Annotated in this window: 19 protein-coding genes; 10 read left to right on the top strand and 9 right to left on the bottom strand. The window is 67.3% G+C overall.

The genetic code is table 11. The features are described 5' to 3' along the window. Positions 1-4: 4 nt before the first annotated feature. Together ligD and BN2156_RS22720 are read right to left on the bottom strand one after the other, a co-directional pair. The gene (ligD, locus tag BN2156_RS22725; protein WP_090517123.1) at positions 5-1,048 is read right to left on the bottom strand and encodes a non-homologous end-joining DNA ligase; all 1,044 of its coding nucleotides are present in this window, start codon (positions 1,046-1,048) and stop codon (positions 5-7) included. Between the two features lies 1 nt (position 1,049). After that, on the bottom strand, positions 1,050-2,108 hold the full coding sequence (locus tag BN2156_RS22720) for an ATP-dependent DNA ligase (protein WP_162490915.1): 1,059 nt from the start codon (positions 2,106-2,108) through the stop codon (positions 1,050-1,052). 102 nt (positions 2,109-2,210) lie between these two features. On the opposite strand from BN2156_RS22720, the gene BN2156_RS22715 reads away from it, so the two are divergent. Together BN2156_RS22715 and BN2156_RS22710 are read left to right on the top strand one after the other, a co-directional pair. Further along, complete coding sequence (locus BN2156_RS22715; RefSeq protein ID WP_220096221.1) at positions 2,211-3,251, top strand: hypothetical protein; 1,041 nt, start codon at positions 2,211-2,213, stop codon at positions 3,249-3,251. Between the two features lie 21 nt (positions 3,252-3,272). Next, positions 3,273-4,346, top strand: coding sequence for an ATP-dependent DNA ligase (locus tag BN2156_RS22710; RefSeq protein WP_090517121.1), 1,074 nt, complete (start codon positions 3,273-3,275; stop codon positions 4,344-4,346). Here BN2156_RS22710 and BN2156_RS22705 read toward each other — a convergent pair. Beyond that, positions 4,343-5,194, bottom strand: a complete 852-nt coding sequence (locus BN2156_RS22705) for a hypothetical protein (protein WP_210436692.1) — start codon at positions 5,192-5,194, stop codon at positions 4,343-4,345. The genes BN2156_RS22710 and BN2156_RS22705 overlap by 4 nt on opposite strands. Before the next feature lie 53 nt (positions 5,195-5,247). Beyond that, positions 5,248-8,052 (bottom strand): helix-turn-helix transcriptional regulator, encoded by a 2,805-nt coding sequence (locus BN2156_RS22700; protein ID WP_090517120.1) that lies wholly within the window; start codon positions 8,050-8,052, stop codon positions 5,248-5,250. 238 nt (positions 8,053-8,290) lie between these two features. Between BN2156_RS22700 and BN2156_RS22695 the strand changes: the two genes are divergently transcribed. Further along, on the top strand, positions 8,291-8,593 hold the full coding sequence (locus BN2156_RS22695) for a hypothetical protein (RefSeq protein ID WP_131725193.1): 303 nt from the start codon (positions 8,291-8,293) through the stop codon (positions 8,591-8,593). Here BN2156_RS22695 and BN2156_RS22690 read toward each other — a convergent pair. Continuing rightward, positions 8,590-9,891, bottom strand: a complete 1,302-nt coding sequence (locus BN2156_RS22690) for a carboxylesterase family protein (RefSeq protein WP_090517118.1) — start codon at positions 9,889-9,891, stop codon at positions 8,590-8,592. The two genes, BN2156_RS22695 and BN2156_RS22690, sit on opposite strands and share 4 nt — an antisense overlap. A gap of 69 nt (positions 9,892-9,960) precedes the next feature. On the opposite strand from BN2156_RS22690, the gene BN2156_RS22685 reads away from it, so the two are divergent. From BN2156_RS22685 to BN2156_RS22655, 7 genes are all read left to right on the top strand, one after another. Then, positions 9,961-11,133, top strand: a complete 1,173-nt coding sequence (locus BN2156_RS22685; protein ID WP_090517117.1) for a peptidase MATCAP family protein — start codon at positions 9,961-9,963, stop codon at positions 11,131-11,133. Then, positions 11,130-12,122: an ATP-grasp domain-containing protein gene (locus BN2156_RS22680; protein ID WP_090517116.1), complete on the top strand. Its 993-nt coding sequence runs from the start codon at positions 11,130-11,132 to the stop codon at positions 12,120-12,122. The genes BN2156_RS22685 and BN2156_RS22680 overlap by 4 nt, the downstream gene beginning before the upstream one ends. Before the next feature lie 42 nt (positions 12,123-12,164). Continuing rightward, positions 12,165-12,533: a hypothetical protein gene (locus BN2156_RS22675; protein ID WP_090517589.1), complete on the top strand. Its 369-nt coding sequence runs from the start codon at positions 12,165-12,167 to the stop codon at positions 12,531-12,533. A gap of 13 nt (positions 12,534-12,546) precedes the next feature. Further along, positions 12,547-13,428, top strand: a complete 882-nt coding sequence (gene gluQRS, locus BN2156_RS22670) for a tRNA glutamyl-Q(34) synthetase GluQRS (protein WP_090517115.1) — start codon at positions 12,547-12,549, stop codon at positions 13,426-13,428. 98 nt (positions 13,429-13,526) lie between these two features. Then, positions 13,527-14,942 carry an ABC transporter permease subunit gene (locus BN2156_RS22665; RefSeq protein WP_167346318.1) on the top strand — a complete coding sequence of 472 codons (1,416 nt, stop codon included), beginning with the start codon at positions 13,527-13,529 and terminating at the stop codon, positions 14,940-14,942. Next, on the top strand, positions 14,939-15,703 hold the full coding sequence (locus BN2156_RS22660) for an amino acid ABC transporter ATP-binding protein (protein WP_090517113.1): 765 nt from the start codon (positions 14,939-14,941) through the stop codon (positions 15,701-15,703). Before BN2156_RS22665 ends, BN2156_RS22660 begins: the two co-directional genes overlap by 4 nt. Positions 15,704-15,807: 104 nt before the next feature. After that, a complete protein-coding gene (locus tag BN2156_RS22655; RefSeq protein WP_090517112.1) occupies positions 15,808-16,773 on the top strand; it encodes an IS481 family transposase in 966 nt (321 codons plus the stop codon). On the opposite strand, the gene BN2156_RS22650 is transcribed toward BN2156_RS22655, so the two are convergent. The 4 genes from BN2156_RS22650 to BN2156_RS22635 form a co-directional block, all read right to left on the bottom strand. Further along, a complete protein-coding gene (locus tag BN2156_RS22650; protein WP_235625449.1) occupies positions 16,768-18,144 on the bottom strand; it encodes an aldehyde dehydrogenase family protein in 1,377 nt (458 codons plus the stop codon). The genes BN2156_RS22655 and BN2156_RS22650 overlap by 6 nt on opposite strands. 27 nt (positions 18,145-18,171) lie before the next feature. Further along, a complete protein-coding gene (locus BN2156_RS22645; protein ID WP_090517111.1) occupies positions 18,172-18,750 on the bottom strand; it encodes a TetR/AcrR family transcriptional regulator in 579 nt (192 codons plus the stop codon). Further along, positions 18,747-20,096, bottom strand: a complete 1,350-nt coding sequence (gene hpnE, locus BN2156_RS22640; protein WP_090517110.1) for a hydroxysqualene dehydroxylase HpnE — start codon at positions 20,094-20,096, stop codon at positions 18,747-18,749. The genes BN2156_RS22645 and hpnE overlap by 4 nt, the downstream gene beginning before the upstream one ends. Before the next feature lie 62 nt (positions 20,097-20,158). Beyond that, positions 20,159-21,472, bottom strand: coding sequence for an acetyl-CoA hydrolase/transferase family protein (locus tag BN2156_RS22635; RefSeq protein ID WP_090517587.1), 1,314 nt, complete (start codon positions 21,470-21,472; stop codon positions 20,159-20,161). Between the last annotated feature and the right edge of the window lie 18 nt (positions 21,473-21,490).

Below are 21,490 nucleotides of genomic sequence, written 5' to 3'. Positions count from 1 at the left end.
CGCGTCAACGCCGGTTGCCGTCCTCATCCCAGTTCTCGGCGACCTTCTTGCTGGGCTGCACGCGCGGCGGCTCACCCGGCATCTTCGGATAGCTCGGCGGATACGGCAGATCCCCCAGGCCGCGCTCCTCATCGGCGGCCACCAGATCCAGCAGTGGCTTCAGGGACTGCTTCTTCTCGTCGATGCCGGCCCACGGATCATCCCGTCCGGCAAGGAAATCCGGCACCGTGGCGATGGTGTAGTCATCGGGGTTGGCGGTGCGCAGTTCCTCCCAGGACAACGGCGTCGACACGGTCGCGATCGGGGTCTTGCGGGCTGAATAGGCCGAGGCGAAAGTGCGGTCGCGGGCATTCTGGTTGTAGTCGATGAACAACCGCTGGCCTCGCTCCTCCTTCCACCACGACGTGGTCACCGCCTCGGGGGCACGACGTTCCACCTCGCGGGCCAACGCGATCCCGGCCCGGCGCACCTCGGTGAAATCCCAGTCGGTCTTGATGCGCAGAAAGACGTGCACGCCACGGCCGCCCGAGGTTTTGGGATAGCCGACCAGGCCCAGCTCGTCGAGCAGCGGCTTGAGCACATCACAGGCCACCGAGGCGGCCTCGGTGAACCCGGTGCCGGGCTGCGGGTCCAGGTCGATCCGCAGTTCATCGGGATGTTCGGTGTCCGGGCACCGAACCTGCCAGGGATGCAACGTGATCGTGCCCATCTGCGCGGCCCAAGCGATCGCCGCCGGGTGTGTCACTTTGAGGGCATCGGCGGTTCGGCCGGACGGGAAGGTGACGACGCAGGTCTCCAGATAGTCGGGATGCTTCTGCGGCACCCGCTTCTGATAGATCTCCTCGCCCTCGATGCCGTCGGGGAAGCGTTGCAAGTGCGTGGGCCGGTCTTTCAACAGCGCCACCATGCGGTCGGCGACACTGAGGTAGTACTGCATCAGCTTGCCCTTGGTGCCGCCCGTGCCGAGCTTCGGGTAGTACACCTTGTCCGGGTTGGTGAAGCGGACCTTGATCCCGTCGACGTCGAGTTCGGTTGCTGGTGTCGCCATTTCAACCTTCCTTCGCCAGGACGTCGTACAGGTCGTAGTTCAGCGGCACATCGAGCTGGTCGAACGTACAACTCGACGGCTCCCGGTCCGGGCGCCAGCGCAAGAACTTCACCGCATGCCGAAAGCGCCGCCCGTGCACCGTGTTGCCCTCCATCTGGTCATACGCCACCTCGCATACCCGCTCGGGGCGCACCGGAATCCAGCGCTTGTCGGCCGCCGAGTTCCAGCGGCTCGGGTCACCCTCGCGGACCTCATCGCCCTCCCGCAGCGGCTCCAGGTCGGCCAGCAGCTTGAGCCGGTCCTTGACGCTGAACGAGGCTGCGCCGCCGACCATCTGCAGCTCACCGTCAGCGCGGTAGAGGCCGAGCAGGATCGAGCCGATGCCCTCGCCGCTCTTGTGGATGCGATAACCGATGGCCACACAGTCGGCGTCGCGATGGTGCTTGACCTTGACCATCTCCCGCTTGCCTGGCAGATAGGGCCCGTCGAGCTTCTTGGCGATCACCCCGTCGAGCCCGGCACCCTCGAACGTCTGCAACCACTGTGCGCCGAGTTCGGGATCGGTGGTGGTCCGCGTGACATGGCACCACTGTTTGACCTTGACGGCCTCGATCAGTGCCTCGCGACGCACCCGGAAGGGCTGTGCGAGCAGCGAGCGGTCACCGGTGGCCAGCGCGTCGAAGCCGATGAAGTGCGCCGGGGTCTGTTCGGCGAGCATCCGCACCCGCGACTCGGCGGGATGGATGCGCTGCGACAACGACTCCCAGTCCAGGCGGACCCGGCCGTCGACCGGGCGCGGCACCACGACCTCGCCGTCGAGGACACAGCGGTCGGCGAGCTCGTCACGCAGCGCGTCGAGCAACTCGGGGAAGTAGCGTCCCAACTCCTTGCCACTGCGCGACTGCAGCACCACCTCGTCGCCGTCGCGGAAGGCAAGCGCCCGGAATCCGTCCCATTTCGGTTCGTACGACCACACCCCGGCCTCGTCGGGCACTTTCACCTGGGCCTTGGCGAGCATCGGTTCGATCGGCGGCACTACGGGTAGGTCCACGGGCTCCATCCTGGATCATCGGGGCGACATGGATCTAGACCGCCGCGCCGCCGCAAAGTCATCGCGAAAATTGCATCGAGCCCACAGGCAGCCGGCGGTACCGTGACCGCGGTGAGCGAAGCACGGGCATTGTTGGACAGCGGCGACGTCGCCGGACTGATCCGGCATCTTCGGTTCAACTCGGACGGCATGGAATTGGCCGAGGTTGCACAGCTCGTGGCGGATGCGGCGGCCCTGAGCGGGTTCGATGACTTGCGCGACGCCGCGGCGGCGCTGGCCCCTTGGCCCGCGCGCTACCTGCTGGCCTATAACGCGCTGCTGGCAGGCGATATCGGCCGGGCCGAGCGGGCATCTGAGCAGCTTCCCGCACCCGCTGCAGAATGGCGTTCCGCAGCGGACCGGCTGGCAAGAATGATCGCCCGGGCGCGCGCGGCACAGGGTGTCAGTCCCCTCGACGACACGGACCTGCGGGGATGGCATTTCGCGCTGACCGGTGGCCTGCTGATGTCCATCTCGCCATACGGTTTCCACGACGGCATGACCGGCCGGTTCGCGTTCATGTCCGACAGCTTCGCGATGTGTCGTCGCAGCCTCGACCGGTTGCGGCGGGTTCTGGAGGTGACCGGACGACGCCCGACGTCGGTCGGCCTGTTGCCGGATCGCTCCAGCCGGATCCTCGGCCTGGCGGCAGCGCAGCTGTTCGGGCTTCCCGCCGAGCCGTTCGATCCGCGGCGTCCTGATGCGCTCGTCGTTGCCTACAGCCTGAGCGAGACCGAGCCGGACAGCCTGCTTGAGCGTGTCGACGGCCAGGTCCTGTTCGAGCATTCGTCCTGCTGGACCGACCCTCCGGCGGTGAGCGCCGATGCCGTCGGCGTCCTGCACCAGTTCTCCCAGTCACCATGGGACCGGCGAATGACCGTCTCCCCGGACGGCGAGCCGGAGACCGTCGCCGCGGATGACCGTGCCGAGAACGAGCTGGCCGACGAGATCCTCGCCACGGCACCGGATTCCTTCGAATCTGACGACGACGCCCCGCCGGACCCCGATGAGGTGCTCACCGGGTTGGCGAGTGCGGTCGGTGGCCACTGGCTCACCGGCCCGAGGGACATGGTTCATTCGCCCGGTCCGGTACCGAGTAATCGATTCGCCTAGCGACACCGGAGATCCGCACCCATGCTGCTGCCCGTGATGCCGCCCGTCTCGCCGATGCTGGCCAAACCGGCCACGGTGATCCCCCCGGACGCCTCCTACGAGCCCAAGTGGGACGGCTTCCGGGCTCTGGTGTTCCGCGACGGGGACGAAGTCGAGTTGGGCAGCCGCAACGAGCGCCCGATGACCCGGTACTTCCCCGAACTCGTCGAGGCAGCCAAGGCAGAACTCCCGCCGCGGTGCGTGGTCGACGGCGAGATCGTCCTACCCACCGACGGCGGCCTGGATTTCGAGGCCCTGCAACTGCGTCTGCACCCGGCGGCGTCCCGAGTGCGCCTGCTGGCCGAACAGACCCCGGCATGCTTCATCGCGTTCGACCTGCTCGCGCTCGGCGACGACGACCTCATGGAACGGCCGTTCAGTGAGCGTCGCGCCGCCCTCGTCGACGCCCTGGGTTCAGGGCCGTCGTTCCACGTCACCCCGGCCACCACTGATCCGGTGACGGCGCGGCGCTGGTTCGACGAATTCGAGGGCGCCGGGCTCGACGGACTGATCGCCAAACCCCTCACCCTCACCTATCAGCCCGACAAACGGGTCATGGTGAAGATCAAGCATCAGCGGACCGCCGACTGTGTGGTCGCCGGCTATCGACTCCACAAGTCGGGCCCGGATGCGGTCGGGTCGCTGCTGCTCGGGCTGTACACCGACGACGGTGAGCTGGCGTCGGTCGGGGTCATCGGCGCCTTCTCGATGCAACGGCGCCGTGCCCTGTTCACCGAATTGCAGCCACTGGTCACCAGTTTCGAGAACCATCCATGGAACTGGGCCGCACAGGTGGCCGCGGACCCGGACCTGGCACGCAGGTACGGCGGCGGGTCACGCTGGAACGCCGGGAAGGACCTCTCGTTCGTCCCGCTACGACCCGAGCGGGTGGTCGAGGTCCGCTACGACCACATGGAGGGCAGGCGGTTCCGGCACACCGCCCAGTTCAACCGCTGGCGGCCCGACCGCGAACCGCGCTCGTGCACCTACGCCCAACTGGACCAGCCGGTCACCTTCAGGCTCACCGACATCGTTCCGGGCCTGGGGCACCACTAGTAGCGATCCGGCGGCTGCAACCAGGTGGCGATGTTGCGGACGTAGTCCTTGAACACCCCCAGCAGCGACGGATCGGCCCTTATCTGCCATCCGGGCCGATCGGTGACGAATGACGGTGCGCCACAGTCCAGATCCCAGTTGTAATCGGCGAAATGGTGGAAGGTCGATTCGGCCACCGCCCGGCCCATCAGCCTGCCGTCCGCCGTCCGCTCCCCGTCGAGCGCCACCGCGAGGTTGAACTGTCGACCCGTCGCGGTGCTGCGCCCCTGGGCCACCACCGTCGCGCACGGCACCCGGGCCGACACCAGTCCCTCGTGGGGATGAGCCGGGAACCACTCGATGCGGCCACTGGCGGTGCGGCTGGTGCGCAGCAGCTGGTGCACCGGCTCCTCGGCCAGCACCGGCTGGTAGTCACCGTTGGCGCCCGAGTGGTAGTTGGGCCATGAGATGTCCGGATTGTCCTGGTCGTCGCACCGCGGGACCGGGTCCAAGCCGGCGTCGTGGAACTCGTTGACCTGCCCCAACGAACCCAGCCCGCGCAGACAGCTGCCCAGGTCCTGATGGTCCCGCGCGGTGAGCACCCCGCCGCCGAGCCCGCGGAACCTGCCGATCGCCGCACATTCGCCGGGCGTCAAACCGTTGCCGACGTCGACCGCCATCAACCACAACTGGTCGAACCCGAGCTTGTCGAGATTGCTGAGCACCGGATCCTGGGCACCGTCGATCCGGTTGCGCGCCAGCACATCGTGCCCGTCCGCACGGAGCTCAGCAGCCAGCATCGAGAACCGGCTGACATCCCAATCGTCGGGATTCGCCGTAATCGTGGACTGCAACAGGATCGTCGCCATGCGATCCAGCCTCGCCGACGCGCTGGGGGCTGGGACCCTTGAAAACCCGTGGTTCAGCTGGTCCACGAAACAGAGCGCAGCTGCCTGCGCGACCGGACACCGAGCTTGACGAAGACCTTGCGCAAGTGCCATTCGACGGTGTGGGTGCTGATGAACAGCTGCGCACCGATCTCCTGATTTGTCAGCCCGTCGCGAGCCAACTGCGCGATCTGCGCCTCCTGCGCGGTCAGTTCGTCGCCCGAGGACAGCGGCTGTTTACGCACCTTCTCACCGGTGGCGGTCAGCTCTCGGCGGGCCCGCTCGGCGAACGCCTGCGCGCCCATCTTGGTGAACATGTCGTGCGCGGCGTTGAGGTGTTCACGGGCACTTGTGCGCAGCTTCTGGCGGCGCAGCCATTCCCCGTAGCGCAGATGGGCCCGGGCCAATTGCACGCCGGCGCGCGTGCGGCTCAGGCGCTCGACCGACTCCTTGAACAGCACGTCGGCCTCGGTGTCGTCGGCCACAAGAGCCCGTGCCGCGGCCAATACGCCCAGCCCCCAGTCGGTCCCGCTGGCACCCGCACCGACCTGCAAGCGGCGCACGGCATCCTCGGCGACATCCCGCTCGCCGACGCGCACGGCGGCCTCTGTCAGCTCGAGAAGGGTCCAACCGTAAAACCCGAGATCGTGGTATTCGCAGGCCTTCCGGGCTGCCGCCAGTGCTTCTTCATAGCGGCCCAGGCCGTTGTAGAGCACCGCTGCGGCATACCCGCTGACCCCCAGCAGCCGACCTTCACCCTTGGCGGTGCCCTCGGCCATGCCTGCCTCCATGAGGTCACCCGCTTCGGCGAGATCTCCGCGCATGGCTGCCAGCTCCACTTTGTGGTACTTCATCGGGTGGTGGCCGATGGCAGTAGAGATCGTGTCGGCCTCTTCCATAAGCCTTGCCGCCGTGAGGAATTCACCTTGCCGGACATGAACGCCCGCCTTGTAGGCGATGGCCGACGGCAGAATCGCGAGGGCTCCGGTGGTGCGGGCGTAGTCGATCATGGCGGTGGCCAGCTGATCGTTCGACTCGGAATCCCACATCTCATCGGCCACCGACTCGTGCATGACCGGGAAGGCCAATGCCAACCGGTGCAGCGCCCTGCCGTCGTGGCTCCGCGCCTGTTCAGCCCACAACTGAAGTGCGGTGCGCAGGTAGTCGGCCGCGGCGGGCAGCCCTTCGGTGACCAGCTTCGCCATACCGATGAGCAGAAAATCGACGGGCCGCGTCGGCGCGGTGATCCCGGAAACCGCCGCACGCGCGGCCTCTGCCGCATTCACCAGGGCCTCCGGCTGGCTGCGCGAGGTGTACATCGCGGCGGCCAGCGCCTCGATATGGGTCTCCCGGGCCAGCTCGTCGTCGAGGTTCTCCAGCCGCCTGGCCGCCTCGAGCAGCAGTGCTGCGGCATGACGAACCGGCGGCGCCCCGGGCAGGCCACCCCGGCTGCGCGTGAATTCCATCTGGGCGCGCAGCCGGGCAATCTGGGCCCGCTGCAATTCGGTCAACGGGCTCAGTTCAGCCAGGGAGAGCAGCTCGTATGCGGCATTGGGTGCGGCTGCTTCCCGCTTGGCCGAGGCCGCCGCGATGGCCCGGGAACTGCGCAGGGCCGGATCCGCGGTCAGGACCGCCGCGCGCTCGAGGAACGTGGCCGCGGCGGCGATTCCGCCCCGGCTCTGGGCCCGCCATGCGGAGGCTTCCAACTCGGCGGCCACCGCGTCGTCGGGACCGGCCGCGGCGTTTGCCGCATGCCAGGCCCGGCGGTCGGGATCGAGTTCGGGATCGGTGGCAATGGCCAAGGCGCGGTGCACTTCCCGGCGGTCGGCCATGTCTGCCGCCCGATAGGCGGCCGACCGGACCAGCGGGTGGCGGAACCGCATGCGGGGGCCGAACTCGATCACCCCAGCGGCCTCTGCCGGCGCCAGTGCATCCATTCCGATACCCAGATATCCTGCGGCACGGGCGAACACCACCGGATCACCGACCGGATCCGCCGCCGCGAGTAGCGCCAACCGACGAGTGTCCGCGGGCAGCGACTGGATTCGGCGGACGAAGCCCTCCTCTACCTCGCCGACCGATGGCCGCGTCCCGGCAATCCAGAAGCCACCGGCGCGCTCGGCGGCCGCGACATTGCGCGGTACTTCCAACAGCGCAAGCGGATTGCCCCGACTTTCGGCGATGAGCCGGTCGCGGACCCGCTCATCGAGCCGGCCCACAACCACGGAGTCCAGCAGGTCCCTGGCATCGCTGTCCGAAAGCCCCTCGAGCCGCAGTTCGGGCAGGCCGGGCAGGATGTCCGCCGCCGTGCCGTCGTGATTGTCCCGGACGGCGAAGACCAGGACGACCGGCTCGGCCAGCAGCCGCCGTGCCACGAAACCAAGGGTCTGTACCGACACCTGATCGAGCCACTGCGCATCGTCGATCACACACAGCAGTGGCTTCCTGCCTGCAGCGGCAGCCAACAGGCTGAGCACCGCCAGACCGACCAGAAAGCGATCGGGCACCGGTCCGACGCCACGACCGAAGGCCACCGCCAGCGCGTCGCGCTGCGGTTCGGGAAGCTTGTCGAGGTGATCGAGCAGTGGTGCGCACAGCTGATGCAATCCGGCGAAGGCCAGTTCCATGTCGGATTCGACACCGGCCACCTGGGTCACCTGGAACCCCGGCGCGTGTTCGACGACGTAGTCCAGCAGCGCCGTCTTCCCGACGCCCGCCTCGCCACGAACCACCAGCACCCCGCTGCCGCCCGAACGACCACCCGATACCAGCGTTCGAAGTGCCGCGCATTCGCCGTCGCGGCCACATAGAGACGGGCCAGCGTCGCCCATAATCGCCATCACACCACCGCGTCCGAATTTTGCCGAAACCCTATCAAGGGACCCGACGTTCCCCGATCTGGCCGACGAGCGATCCGCCGGTAACACCGAGCAAATTCAGTGCGATAGTTGGTTATCTGCGCCGCAACGCCGGATGGCGGTCTGTTTGCGCAGTTAGGTAACAAGCCGGAAGGCGGCGACCATGTCTGGACCGGGCGCTTTTTGCAAGAGCAAGCAAACTCGTCTCCGATGGGCCGCGATGCCTGTCATGGTGGGCGCATTCATGCTCGGCGCACCGCCGGCGAATGCGATCCCGGAAGGCACCATCAAGGCCGAATGCAAGGATGCCGGCGGCACCTACAACACCTCGTCGGTCAACGGGCACCAGTACTCCAGCTGCGACTACAAGGACATCGACGGTGGCTGGCACAGCGATCAGTACACCGACGGCGAGTACACGGGCACCATCGACATCGAGAAAGACGCTCCCCCGCCCACCGGCAAGACGTCCGTCGCGCCGCCTGGACCCCAGGTGGTCAGTCCGGGAATGGCACCGCGCTAGCCGAACCGCAGCGACGGCGCCGGCAGTGAGTCGACGCCATGGTGCGCGAATTGCGCCCAGCGGGTACGCATCTCGGCGGAGAGCTGGGTATCGATCGCCCGCCCGGGACCGAGCATCGGGGCATCCGCCCAGGTTTGCGGTGACCCGAACAGGAACGGCAATTCCATGCAGTGGCACGCCCCCAGGGGCGCCCCATCCGGAGTCCAGTCGAAGCGATAGGTACCCACCCGGCCGCCGTGGGTGCGCCAGGCCTCGGCCAGGCGCTCGGCGGGGCCGGCGAACGCCTTTTTGGTGATCGAGGCCGAACCCGCCCGGACCGCGAGGCGTCCCAGGGCCGGCACCCGGTTGAGCCGGGCCGCCCGGGCGTCCATCGCCACGAACGGCGCGCCGTCGTCCTTCGTGTAGCCGATGAGCAACTCGATCCGGCCCGCGGCCTCGGCGACGGCCCCGGGTACGTCCGCGGGAGCCGGCAGCGGTTTCCGGCCGAGCCGCGGTGAGAACGCCAGTCCACCGAGAAGGCCGAACCCCTGTGCTGCCGCGACCGCGGCAGCCTCTGCGGCAAGCAGCCGATCCGCCGTCGCCTCGGCCGGATCGGCACCGCCGAGGGAAGTGGCCATCGCCGCGAGCATGTCGCGCGCCATGTCGTCGCGCCCGGCATCGAGCTCCAGCGGGGCGCTCTGCAGGATCGCGCGGTGGAAGAGCCCCGCGGCGTCCTCGCACAACATCAGAGACATGACCGAATGCGCGCCCGCCGACTGGCCGAATGCGGTGACGTTGGCCGCGTCGCCGCCGAAGGCCGCGATGTTGTCCCGCACCCATCGCAGCGCCAGGATCTGATCACGCAGGCCCAGGTTGTCCTCGCCGGTACCAGGGGGCGCCAGATAACCGAAGATGCCGAGCCGGTAACTGACGTTGACCACCACCACATTGCCGGTGCGGGCCAGCGCGCCGGCGTCGTACTTGGCCGACTCACCGCTGCCCGCGACGTACGCACCGCCGTGGAACCACACCATGACCGGGAGCCGACGCGCGTCGGCCGGAGCCGTGACGGTCAGCACCAGACAGTTCTCGTCCATCGACAGGCCCTCGAGAACGTCGCCCGTCACCCAACCCAGCCGCGACGGCCGCTGCGGGCAGGCCGGACCCGACTGGGTCGCATCCCGAACCCCCGACCAGGCCGGAGGCGCTTCGGCTACCGCGAACCGTCTGGCGGTGCCGTAGCGCACACCCCGCGCGCGAACCAGTCCGTCCTGATGCTCAACCCGGATCGTGCCGCCGGCGATTCTCCGCTCTGCCATCTGCGCAACGTTAGCCGCAACAGCCTCGAGCACCGGTTGACGACGGCGACAATTGGGTACCGATAGCGGGTGGGTCGCACTTCGCCCCTTGCGCAGGAAGTCTTGACCGTCGATGAACGCCTGACGGAGATCGAGCGCGAGCTCAACTTCCTGCTCAACGTCACTCCGGTCAATGGAGCCGAGGCGTGGCGGGATTTCGCGCGCTCGGGGTTCGAGTCATCACCCACCCTGCAGTCCAGATCGCTGGACTTCGACCCGGATCTGGTCAAGCGCGACCTTTACGACGTACAGATCGAGCTGGTGGACAACCCGGCGCTCAACTCCCTCTTCCGGGCAAAACGCGACGAGATCGGCCGGCAGATCACCTTGCTCGAGGACCGGGACACATCGCGGTTCAGGTACGGTGCGCTGCAGCTCTACGGAGAACCGGGTGACTCACTGTGCACGACGGCCCGGTCACTGCTCGAGCTCATCGATCCGCCACCGGTCACGCCGACGAGCGTCACCGCCACGGCATTCGCGCAGACGGCGCGCGCGGAACTGGAGTCGGCCTATCCACAGTTTCCCGTAGCGGTCGAAGTGCGCGACGACGTCGCCGATCTGATGGTGTCGTTCGGAAGGCTCTACATTCCTGCCACTGCCACCTTCCGCGCGAACCGGGTACAGCCGCTGATCCAGCACGAGGTCGGGACCCACGTGCTCACCTACCGCAACGGCGAGGCGCAGCCCTTGGGTCTGCTGTCCGTCGGGCTACCGCTGTACGAGGAGACACAGGAAGGCCTGGCAGTGCTGGCCGAGTACGTCGTAGGTGGGCTCGATCCCCGCCGCATGCGCGTCCTCGCCGCAAGAGTCGAGGCCGCATCGATGATGTTGGCTCACGCGGATTTCGTCGAGATCTTCAAACACCTGACCGAGACTCATGCGTTCGCACCTCGCACCGCGTGGTCGGTGACGAGCCGCGTGACATACGGCGGAGGCTCGACAAAGGACATCATCTATCTGCGCGGTATCGAAGGAGTCCTCGGATACTTCGCCCAAGGACGCAGCATCGATCCCTTACTCGCCGGCAAGCTCTCACTCGACCACGTGCCGCTGGTGGAGGAATTGATTCGGCAAGGAATTCTCGAACCTCCGCGGGCGCGCCCACGCTGGCTGTCCGCGCCCGGGGCAGAAGTGCGGCTCGAACACATGCGTGGCGGGATGAGCGCCGCCGACCTGCTCGGAATGGATGTGGCCGCATGAGGATTGCATTTCTGGTCAACCGCGCGGAGACCGAGGTCGACGAGTACGCGACCACCCGCCTCGCGAAAGCGGCCGCGCTCATGGGCCACGAGGTCTGGTATGTCGGGCTGGGCGACGTCAGTATCGGCGAGCCCGACGGTGAGATCGGGGCGCGTGCACGTCCCGGCATCGCCAGGGACAAGGACACCCTCACCGAGTTCATCGATCGCATGAAGGAGAGTTCGGCCGAGCACATCCGCATGAACGAACTCGACGCGGTGTTTCTGAGGAACGACTCCGTCGAGGATCGACATGATCGGCCGTGGGCCAGCAGCTTGGGTTCCATGTTCGGTCAGCTACTCGTGGCGCACGGCGTCACCGTGGTCAACGACCCAGCGGTGCTCACGCGTGCGGCGTTGAAGGTGTACCTCGACGAGTTTCCGGCGCAGATCCGGCCGAGATCCCTGGTGACGCAAGACGTGGATGACGTCCGGAACTTCATCGCGTCCGAGGGCCGCTCCATCATCAAACCGCTGTGCGGCGCGCAGGGACGCAACGTGTTCATGATCGTCGGAGACGACGAGCCCAACTTGAACCAGATGATGGAGTCGGTGCTGGAAGACGGCTACATATACGCCCAGGGATACGTCGATGGCGCCGAGGACGGCGACATGCGGATCTTTCTGCTCGACGGAGAGCTCATCGGTGTCGACGGACATCCCTCCGCTTTCCGGCGGGTGCCGGAGGGGAACGATCCGCGAGCCAACATCTGCAAGGGCGGCAGAGTTCAGCCCGAAGAGGTCACCGAGAAGCAGCGCACGGTGATCGAGGCGATGCACGACAAGCTCGCGCAAGATGGGATGTTCTTCGTCGGCATCGACATGATCGGCGACAAGGTCATCGAGATCAACGCCGAGAGTCCGGGCGGCCTGCAGGCGATGGAGCATCTGTACGGCGTCGACATCTGCCCGGCCGTCATCGAAGCGCTGGAGCGCCGGAGTAGTGCGTGAGTGGCGGGTTTACCGGCCGCCCGGTTCGGGCACGCCACCAATATGTCCGTAACCGCTTTTCAGGATCTGCCCTTGGCCGACCGGGACCGCGAGTGGGACGGCGACGCCGCCGACAAACGGGTCCGCAAATGGGCCGATGCGCAGGACGAACCCAACCAGAAGTACCGCGACGCCCACGTCTGGTACGACAAGGACCAGAAGGACAACTTCACCGCGTACAAGCTGCTGATCGCCGATGTGGTCGGCGGCAAGCTCGAAGCCGTGCCCCGTGGCGTGATGGCCGCCGGCGGGATCATGGATGGCGCCCGCGGTGGCATCGACCTCCCGAAGGACGACATCGACCGGGTGAAGAGCCACCTGGCGAAGTACTACAAGAAGATGGGCGAAACCGCGCCCTGGGACCGCCGTTAGCTAGATTGCGGGCGTGACCCTCACGCCCGCCGGGCGGTTCGCGCCGAGCCCGTCGGCCGACCTGCACATCGGCAACCTGCGCACCGCGGTGCTGGCCTGGTTGTTCGCCCGGTCCACCGGGCGGCGGTTCCTGCTGCGCGTCGAGGACCTCGACGACAGGACATTCCCCGAAATCGGCGAACGCCAAGTGGCGGACCTGGCTGCGATCGGGCTGACCTGGGATGAGCCGGTGCAATGGCAGACCGGCCATGAAGACCGCTACGACGTGGTGATCGGCGAGTTGTTCGAGCGTGGACTGTTGTACGAATGCTTTTGCAGCCGAAGGGATATCGCCCATGCGCCCCGAGCACCGCACGCCCCCGAGGGCGCGTACCCGGGGACCTGCCGTGACCTGACCGAGGCCGAGCGCACCGAGCGTCGCGCCGAAACCGGCCGCCCACCGGCACTCCGGCTGCGGACCGACACCTTCGTCGGCACCGTCAACGACCTGCTGCACGGCAGCTACACCGGGATCATCGACGACTTCGTGGTGCGCCGCGGCGACGGCGTGCCCGCATACAACCTGGCCGTCGTGGTCGACGACGCCGCCGGAGGCATCGACCAGGTGGTGCGCGGCGACGACCTGCTGAGCTCATCCCCGCGCCAGGCCTACCTGGCGCGGCTCCTGGGCTATCCGGAACCGGTCTATGCGCACGTGCCACTGGTGCTCAACGAGGACGGGGCCCGGCTGGCCAAACGAGACGGAGCGGTCACCCTGGCCGAGATCGGCGTCGAGCGGGCGCTGGAACAGATCAGCGCGTCGCTGGGATGGCCGGCGTGCGATGTCGACGGCATGCTGGCCCGGTTCGACCCGGCTGCGCTGCCGCGCCATCCCTGGATATATCAGCCGGGCTGAGCAGAAACCTGCAGAACCACTCGTACCCCTGTTAGCGTCCGGCCGTGCGCTCCCGACGAATACCACTGCTGGGACTTCTGCTGATCCTCGCGGTTCTGATGGCCGCCTGCGGGACGAAGTCCGGCGACAGCGACGAACCGCTGAAGTCGGCCGGTGTGCTGCGGGTGGGCACCGAGGGTGTGTACACGCCGTTCAGCTACCACGACGCCACCACCGGACAACTCGTCGGCTATGACGTCGACGTGGCCCGCGCGGTCGCCGAGAAGATCGGCGTCAACCTCGAATTCGTCGAGACACCATGGGATTCGATCTTCGCCGCACTCGAAGCCAACCGGTTCGACGTGGTGGCCAACGAAGTCACGATCACACCCGAACGACAAGCCAAATACGACCTCTCCGAACCGTATTCGGTCGGCGAAGGCGTGATCGTCACACGGTCGGACGACAATTCGATCAAGACCCTTGCGGACCTGAAAGGCAAGGTCGCCGCCGAGAACGCCACCAGCAACTGGTCGGAGATCGCCCGCAACGCCGGAGCGCGCGTTGAGGCGGTCGAAGGCTTCACCCAGGCCATCAAGCTCCTCAACCAGGGCCGGGTCGATGTCGTGGTCAACGACAGCATCGCCGTCTACGCGTATCTGGCCGAGACGAACGACAAGTCGGTGAAGATCGCGGGCACCGTGGGCGAGAAGAGCGAACAGGGCTTCGCCGCACGCAAGGACAGCGGCCTGCTGCCCGAACTCAACCAGGCCCTCGACGAGTTGCGGGCCGACGGCACCCTGGCCGACATATCGCAGAAATACCTGAAGGCCGACGCGTCCGGTGCACCGTCGTCGGGCGCGCCCGTCACCCGCTCCACCTGGCAGCTCATCGCCGACAATCTGTGGCCGCTGGCCAAAGCCGCCCTGACCATGACCATTCCGCTGACGATCATCAGCTTCGCCATCGGCCTGGTCATCGCACTGGCCGTGGCCCTGGCCCGGCTGTCGTCGAATGTGGTGCTGAGCAACCTCGCCCGCTTCTACATCTCGATCATCCGCGGAACCCCGCTGCTGGTGCAGTTGTTCATCGTCTTCTTCGCGCTACCCGAGTTCGGGGTGAAGATCGACCCGTTCCCGGCCGCGGTGATCGCGTTCAGTCTCAACGTCGGCGGCTATGCCGCGGAGATCATCCGCTCGGCCATCCAGAGCATCCCGAAGGGACAGTGGGAGGCCGCCGAGACGATCGGGCTGAACTACACCGGCACGCTGCGGCGCATCATCCTGCCGCAGGCGGCCCGGGTGGCGGTGCCGCCGTTGTCGAACACCCTCATCTCCCTGGTCAAGGACACCTCACTGGCGTCGACGATCTTGGTGACCGAGCTGCTACGGCAGGCCCAGATCGTCGCGGCGCCGACGTTCGAATTCTTCGCGCTCTACGGCACGGCCGCGATCTACTACTGGGTGATCTGCCTGGTGCTGTCGTTCGGCCAGAGTCGCCTGGAACGCCGATTGGAAAGGCACGTTGCGCGATGACCACAGAACGCGAAGACCGGATCGTCGCCACCGACGTGCACAAGGCGTTCGGCGACTTCCAGGTGCTCAAGGGCTTGTCCTTCACGGTGCCGCAGGGCACCGCGACCACGGTGATCGGCCCGTCGGGTTCCGGCAAGACCACGCTGCTGCGCACGCTGAACGCCCTCGATGTCGCCGACTCGGGCGTGATCCGCGTCGGTGACACGGAGCTGGACTTCTCCAAGCCGGTGCCCAAGGACCAGCTGCGCCGCTACCGGGCGCAGAGCGGCTTTGTGTTCCAGTCCCACAACCTCTTTCCGCACAGAACGGTGTTGCAGAACGTCACCGAGGGCCCGCTGGTGGTGCAGAAGCGCCCACGCGAGGAGGTACTGGCCGAGGCCGCGGAACTGTTGAGCCAGGTGGGCTTGGCCGACAAACAGGACAAGTATCCGTATCAGCTCTCGGGCGGCCAGCAGCAGCGCGTCGGCATCGCCCGGGCCCTGGCACTGAAACCAAAGGTGGTGCTGTTCGACGAGCCGACCTCGGCACTGGACCCGGAACTGGTCGGCGAGGTGCTCGCGGTGATCCGGGACCTGGCCGTCGAAGGCTGGACGCTGGTGATCGTCACACACGAAATCCAGTTCGCCCGACAGGTTTCCGATCAGGTGCTGTTCACCGACCGCGGGGTGATCCTCGAGCAGGGACCGCCCGCCGCGGTGATCGGCGATCCGAAGGAAGAACGCACCCGCCAGTTCCTGCAGCGGATCCTCAACCCGCTCTAGCTGTACTTGGACAGGACGTTGGTAGCAGGCGTGTTGGCTTGATGTGAGGAGAACCTCCGGGTGAGGTGTGGATTGTCTAGGTCCATTTCCCGCCGGAGGTTCTCGTGTCCCACCGTAATGCCCGCACGACGTTTCATGGTCGCCTGCTGATGGTGCGCCGCTATCAAGCTGGCTGGCCCAAGGCTCATATCGCCGCGGCAATGGGGGTGTCACGCAAGTGCGTGCATACCTGGATCAGCCGGTTTGAAGCCGAGGGCCAGGCCGGCCTGGCCGACCGGTCGTCACGTCCGCACTCGATGCCGGCCCGAACTCCGCGCCGGCTGGAAAACCAGATCGTTGCATGGCGCAAACGCCACCAGTGCGGCCCTGACGAGATCAGCGCCAAGTTGGGGGTGTGCCCACGAACAGTGTCGCGGGTGCTCAACCGCCGTCAGATGCCCTATCTACGCGACCTGGACCCGATGACCGGGCAGGTCATCCGCGCCTCGAAGGCCACAGCCGTGCGCTACGAACGACTCCGCCCCGGCGAACTGGTCCACATGGACGTCAAGAAACTGGGACGAATTCCCGACGGTGGCGGTTGGCGGGCGCACGGCCGACAGGGTGGCGGCAATCGAAGTCGCAGGAACGGAAGCGGATTCGACTATGTGCATTCGCTAGTCGATGACCATTCGCGTCTTGCCTATTCCGAAATCTTGCCTGACGAGAAAGGACCGACCTGTGCGGCATTTTTACGTCGGGCGGCCCTGAACTTCCGCTCCTACGGAATCGAGGTCATCGAAGCGGTGATGACCGACAACGCCTGGGCTTACCGCCACTCAATCCGCGACGTGTGCGCGCAGCTGGGCGCACGGCAAGTGTTCATCAAGCCGCACTGCCCGTGGCAGAACGGCAAGGTCGAGCGCCTCAACCGGACCTTGCAGACCGAATGGGCCTACAAGCGTGTGTTCGCTTCCAACGCCGACCGCGCTGCAGCCCTTGCGCCCTGGCTCAAGGACTACAACACTCAACGACGTCACAGCGCACTCGGCGGCCTCCCACCGATCAGCCGACTGACACCAACCTCATGACTCAGTACATCTAGCCGGGGGCGGCGCCAAGTGCACGACCTTGACCGCCGTCATCTCATCGAGCAGCTCGGGCCCGAACCCGAAGCCGCTGCCGCTGGCCCGCCGGGGCTGCGATGCACCGCCGGGGGCACCGCCGAACACGTCGTTGACCTTGACCGTGCCCACCGGCAGTGCGCGCCACGCTTCCTGCGCGTGGGCCATGTCGGGGGTCAACACGGTGGCGGCCAAACCGTAGCGGTCATCGGCGGCCTCGGCGAGAGCGGTATCGAAGTCGGGCACGGTTCGGATCGGAGCGACCGGCCCGAAGGTCTCCTCGGAGAACACCACCATGTCCTGAGTGCAATCACTCAAAACCGTTGGTGGATAAGAGGTGCCGGGGCCGGTACCCGGTTCGCCCCCGATCAGCACCCGCGCCCCGCGGTTGACGGCGTCCGTCACCTGCCGGTGCACCTGGGCCCGTTGCCGCTCGTCGACGACGGGTCCGATCCGGTCGGCCCACGTGCGCGCTTCCTCCACCAGTGCCCGTGTGAACGCGTCGGCCACCGACGCCACCGCGAAAATGCGCTCGACCGAGACACAGATCTGGCCGGCGTTGGCGAACGCGCCGAGTGCGGCCTGCTGCGCCGCCCACGCGGGATCCGTTCCCGCGTCGACGATGAGGGCATCGTTACCCCCGTTCTCCAGCAACGCCTTCGCGCCCCGTTCGGCACATGCCTGGGCGATGGCCCGGCCTGTCACACTGCTACCGACATGCGCCACGACGTCGATGTGCTCATCGCCGGCCAGGCGAGCCCCGACGGTGCCGTCGCCGTCGACGATTTCCAGCACGCCGTCGGGCAGCTGTTCGGCCAGTAACTCGGCGAACCTGCGACCGGTTCGCGGGCAGCGCTCGCTCGGCTTGTGCACAACGGTGTTACCGGTCACGAGCGCGGCGCCGAGCAATCCGGCCGCCACCGCCACCGGGTCGTTCCACGGCGTCAGCACGGCCACCACCCCGCGGGGTTGGGGGATCATCAGATCGGTGGCCGACCAGTTGCCCTGCAGCGTCCGGCCGCCGTGCAGCGGCCCGAGTTCGGCGTACTGAGAGAGTGTCCCCATACCCGCTTCCACGCCGCCCATGGCGTCCTGCCGCAACTTGCCGGTCTCACGGACGTTGAGTTCGGCGAGTTCTTCGGCGGCGGCTCCCACCGACCCGGCGGCCGCGCGCAACGCCGAGGCCCGTTCCGCCGACGGCATCCGGGACCAACTCTTCGCCGCAGCACACGCCCGCTCGATCGCCGCACCACATTCCGCGGGGCCGGCGATGGGCACGCGGCCTACCAGGTCACCGGTGCGTGGGTTGTGAATCGTCAGTTCAGGTGTCGCAGTCACACCTTCGGGTACCCGACGGAGGCAGACCTACACCATCAGTACGTTGACGGCCCACGCGACGAGCGACCGCAGATGGGTCAGCACCTCCTCGTCAGGGTGGGCTACCGGGTCCTCCAGATGCACCCGGGCGAGTTCCTCGATGGCCGACAAGAGGATTCGCACCGTGGTGCCGTCCGGGTCGATGTCCACGCCCGCGGCGACCGACAGGGGGCGGGCCGCGACCTTCCTGGCGTACCGGCGACCCAGCTCGATGCGCTCGCGCACCTGCGGTGGTGCACCGTCCGGAGGACGCAAGATGATGCGCCAGCTCGTCGGCGCCGCATGCAGGTAGGCGAGGATGCCTATGCCGAGTTGCTCAGGATCGAGGCCGGGCCGGTCCACGGTGCTCATTCCCGCGAACGCGATCGCCGACTCCCGGTCCAACAGCGCGGTGGTCAGACCTGAGAGATCGGTGAACTGTTGGTAGACAACGGTTCTGGTGACACCCGACCGGCTCGCAACCTGCTCGATGGTCAATGCGGGGTAACCACCGTCGGCGACGATGTCACGCGCGGCGTCGAGCAGTTGCGCCCTCCGTTCGGTGCCGCTGAGCCGCCGCCGGGTCATTGCCGGTGTTCCAGTAGCAGGGCTACCGCATTCGCGGCGCTCTGCACGGCGCTTTCCATGGTCGCCGACCAGTCGGTCGCGGTCCAGTCACCGGCCAGCACCAGCGACCCCACCGAGGTCCGTTGCGGCGGACGCAGGGCGTCGGTCCCCACCACCTGCGAGAAGGTGGCCTTCGGCATCTTGACCACCTGTGCCTGAAGCACGTTCGCGTCCCGTGCCGCCGGGTAGTACCGGCGCAACAACGACATCTGCTCCTCGACGATCTCGTCGTTGCTCTTGTGGATCTGCTCGTAGGCGCCGCTGGTGGTCAGGCAGTACAGCCAGGCCCGGTCGGTGTTGCGGCCGTGCATGATCTGCCGGTCGAAGACCTCGTCGATCACCCCGGTCCCGCCGATCAGTCCTTCGAAGGCCGATTCGGTGCCCAGCGGCCGGTCGAGGTAGAGGTTGGTGCTGACGATCGGTGTGTACCCCAATTTGTCGGCAGCCGCATAGATCTCGGGATGCTCGGGCAGATCGTCGAGCAGCCCACCGATGCTGGAGTTCGGCACCGCACAGACCACGGCGTCGGCGGGTATCTCGGTACCGTCGGCGAGCAGTACCCCGGTGACGGCGCCGTTCTCGATGCGGATCCGTCGCGCGACGGCGCGGTAGCGCACCTCGACGCCGCGTGCGGCGAACACCTTCAACGCTCCGTCGACGTAGAGAGTGTCGAGGTCGACGGTGGGGTAGCCGATGGTGACCGGGGTTCGGTGCTTGATCCCGAGCCTGATGCCGGTGGCCATCACGTTGGCGAACACCTTGGCGGATTCGCGGGCGACCGGCTCGGCGGCGATGCCCAGAGCAAGCCAGTCCCACAAGGCTTCCCGCGCCGGGGCCGGCATGCCGACACGCTCGAACCACTGTTCGGTGGTGAGGTCGGCCAAGTCTGCCGGTTGGTGCAGTGCCTGCCACCCCAGCCGCAATGTGGCGCGCGCTGCGCGCAGTCGGTCGGCCCAGCTGGCGTCGGGATGGACCCCCAGCAGGGTGCGGATCGCGCCGGTGCCGGTGGTCTGCATGGTGACCTTGCGGCCGTCGGGCCACCGCAGCGTCGAGGATTTCGGGAAGGCGATGTGCTGCCTGGTACCGATGCTGGTCAGGTAGCGGTAGAGGTGCTGGTAACCACTGGCGATCACGTGCTGGCCGTTGTCGGGGACATCGTCCACCTCCTCGGCCCGCATCGCGTGGGTGCGGCCACCGAGTCGGCCGCGACGCTCCAGCAAGGTGACGTTCTTGCCCGCCTCACTCAGCCACACCGCGGCAGCCAGCCCGGCCAGGCCACCGCCGACCACCACGTAGCGTTCACCCATGCTTCGGCCTCTCCGTCGATTAACTTACGAATTGTAAGTTAATCGACGGAGCGCGCGGGTGCTTATTGAACGGGCGAGCAACCCTTCGCCGCACGCTGCGCGGCCGCCGACAACGCGTCGCGGAACTCCGGATGGGCGATCGCGGCCAGCGCCTCGCCGCGCTCACGCACCGTCTTGCCCTCCAATTCGGCTGCGCCGTACTCGGTGACGATCACGTCGACCTGATGGCGCGGCGTCGTGATCACCGTGCCGGGCCCGAACCACGGCACAATCCGCGACTGGCGCACACCGTCCTTCTCGAACGTCGAGGGCAGGCAGATCAGCGAGCGGTCCGACAGCTCGAGCCCGACGCCGGCGACGAAGTCCTCGGCGCCACCGACCCCGCTGAACTGGTCGCCGGAGATCGTGTCGGCCACGACCTGGCCGTGGACGTCGACCCCGAGCGCACCGTTGATCGTCACCATGTCGTTGTTGGCGCCGATCACTTCCGGGGCGTTGACGATCTCCACCGGAAGGAACGCGACGTCGCGGTTGCCGTCCAGCCACGCATAGAGCTCGGCCGACCCGAAGGCGAACGTCGTCACGCTCACCCCGTCGTACAGGCCTTTACCGGTGTTGGTGACCTTGCCGGCGCGGTGCAGCTGCATACAACCATCGGTGAACATCTCGCTGTGCAGCCCGTAGCCGCCGCCGTCCCCCTCGGCCAGCAGCGTCGCGATCTGGCTGGGAATCGAGCCGATCCCGGTCTGCAGTGTCGCGCCGGACGGGATGTACTCGACGGCGTGCCGCGCGATCGCCCGGTCGACGTCGGTGGGTGGTGTGCCCGGCACCGCGAGCGGTGCGTCCGTCGAGTGCACCAGGACGTCGATCTCGTCGACATGCAGCGCATGACGGTACGCGCCGAACCCGAACGCTCGCGGATAGCCGTCGGACACTTCGACGACCAGGAGCCGCTGCGGATCGGCGCCCGCCCGGCGTAATTCGCCGAGCGTGGCGCCCGCGTGCAGGGACAGCGAACACCAGCCGTCGGCGTCAGGAGGCGTCGCGACCGTCGTCATCACGCGCGGCGCCTGGCGTTCGAGCAGCGGAGCGAACCTGCGGAAGTCCGCGGGCGCGAATTCGACGTTGGCGCCCATCTCCCGGAGCACCCGCTCGAACGGACCGTAGAAACCCGACAGGTAATGGACGCCGGGTCGGGTGAACAGCTCGGTACCGACCCCGAGCAGCGCGCCGTAGACGCGCAGATCCGTCCAATCCACGCGCTCGCCAAGGGCCCGCAGGAATGCCGGCGGCTGCCCTGGCCCCAGCGGGATCCCGAGCGTGTCGGCGGCGCCCAGGCGCGCAGCGGCCTGTTGGGCCGTGAGCTCTTCCGGCATGCTGTCACTCTTCCACAC

Source organism: Mycolicibacterium neworleansense (genome assembly GCF_001245615.1).
GTDB lineage: Bacteria > Actinomycetota > Actinomycetes > Mycobacteriales > Mycobacteriaceae > Mycobacterium > Mycobacterium neworleansense.
Note: the sequence above shows the minus strand (reverse complement) of the source record. Positions and strands in the feature narration are given on the sequence as shown.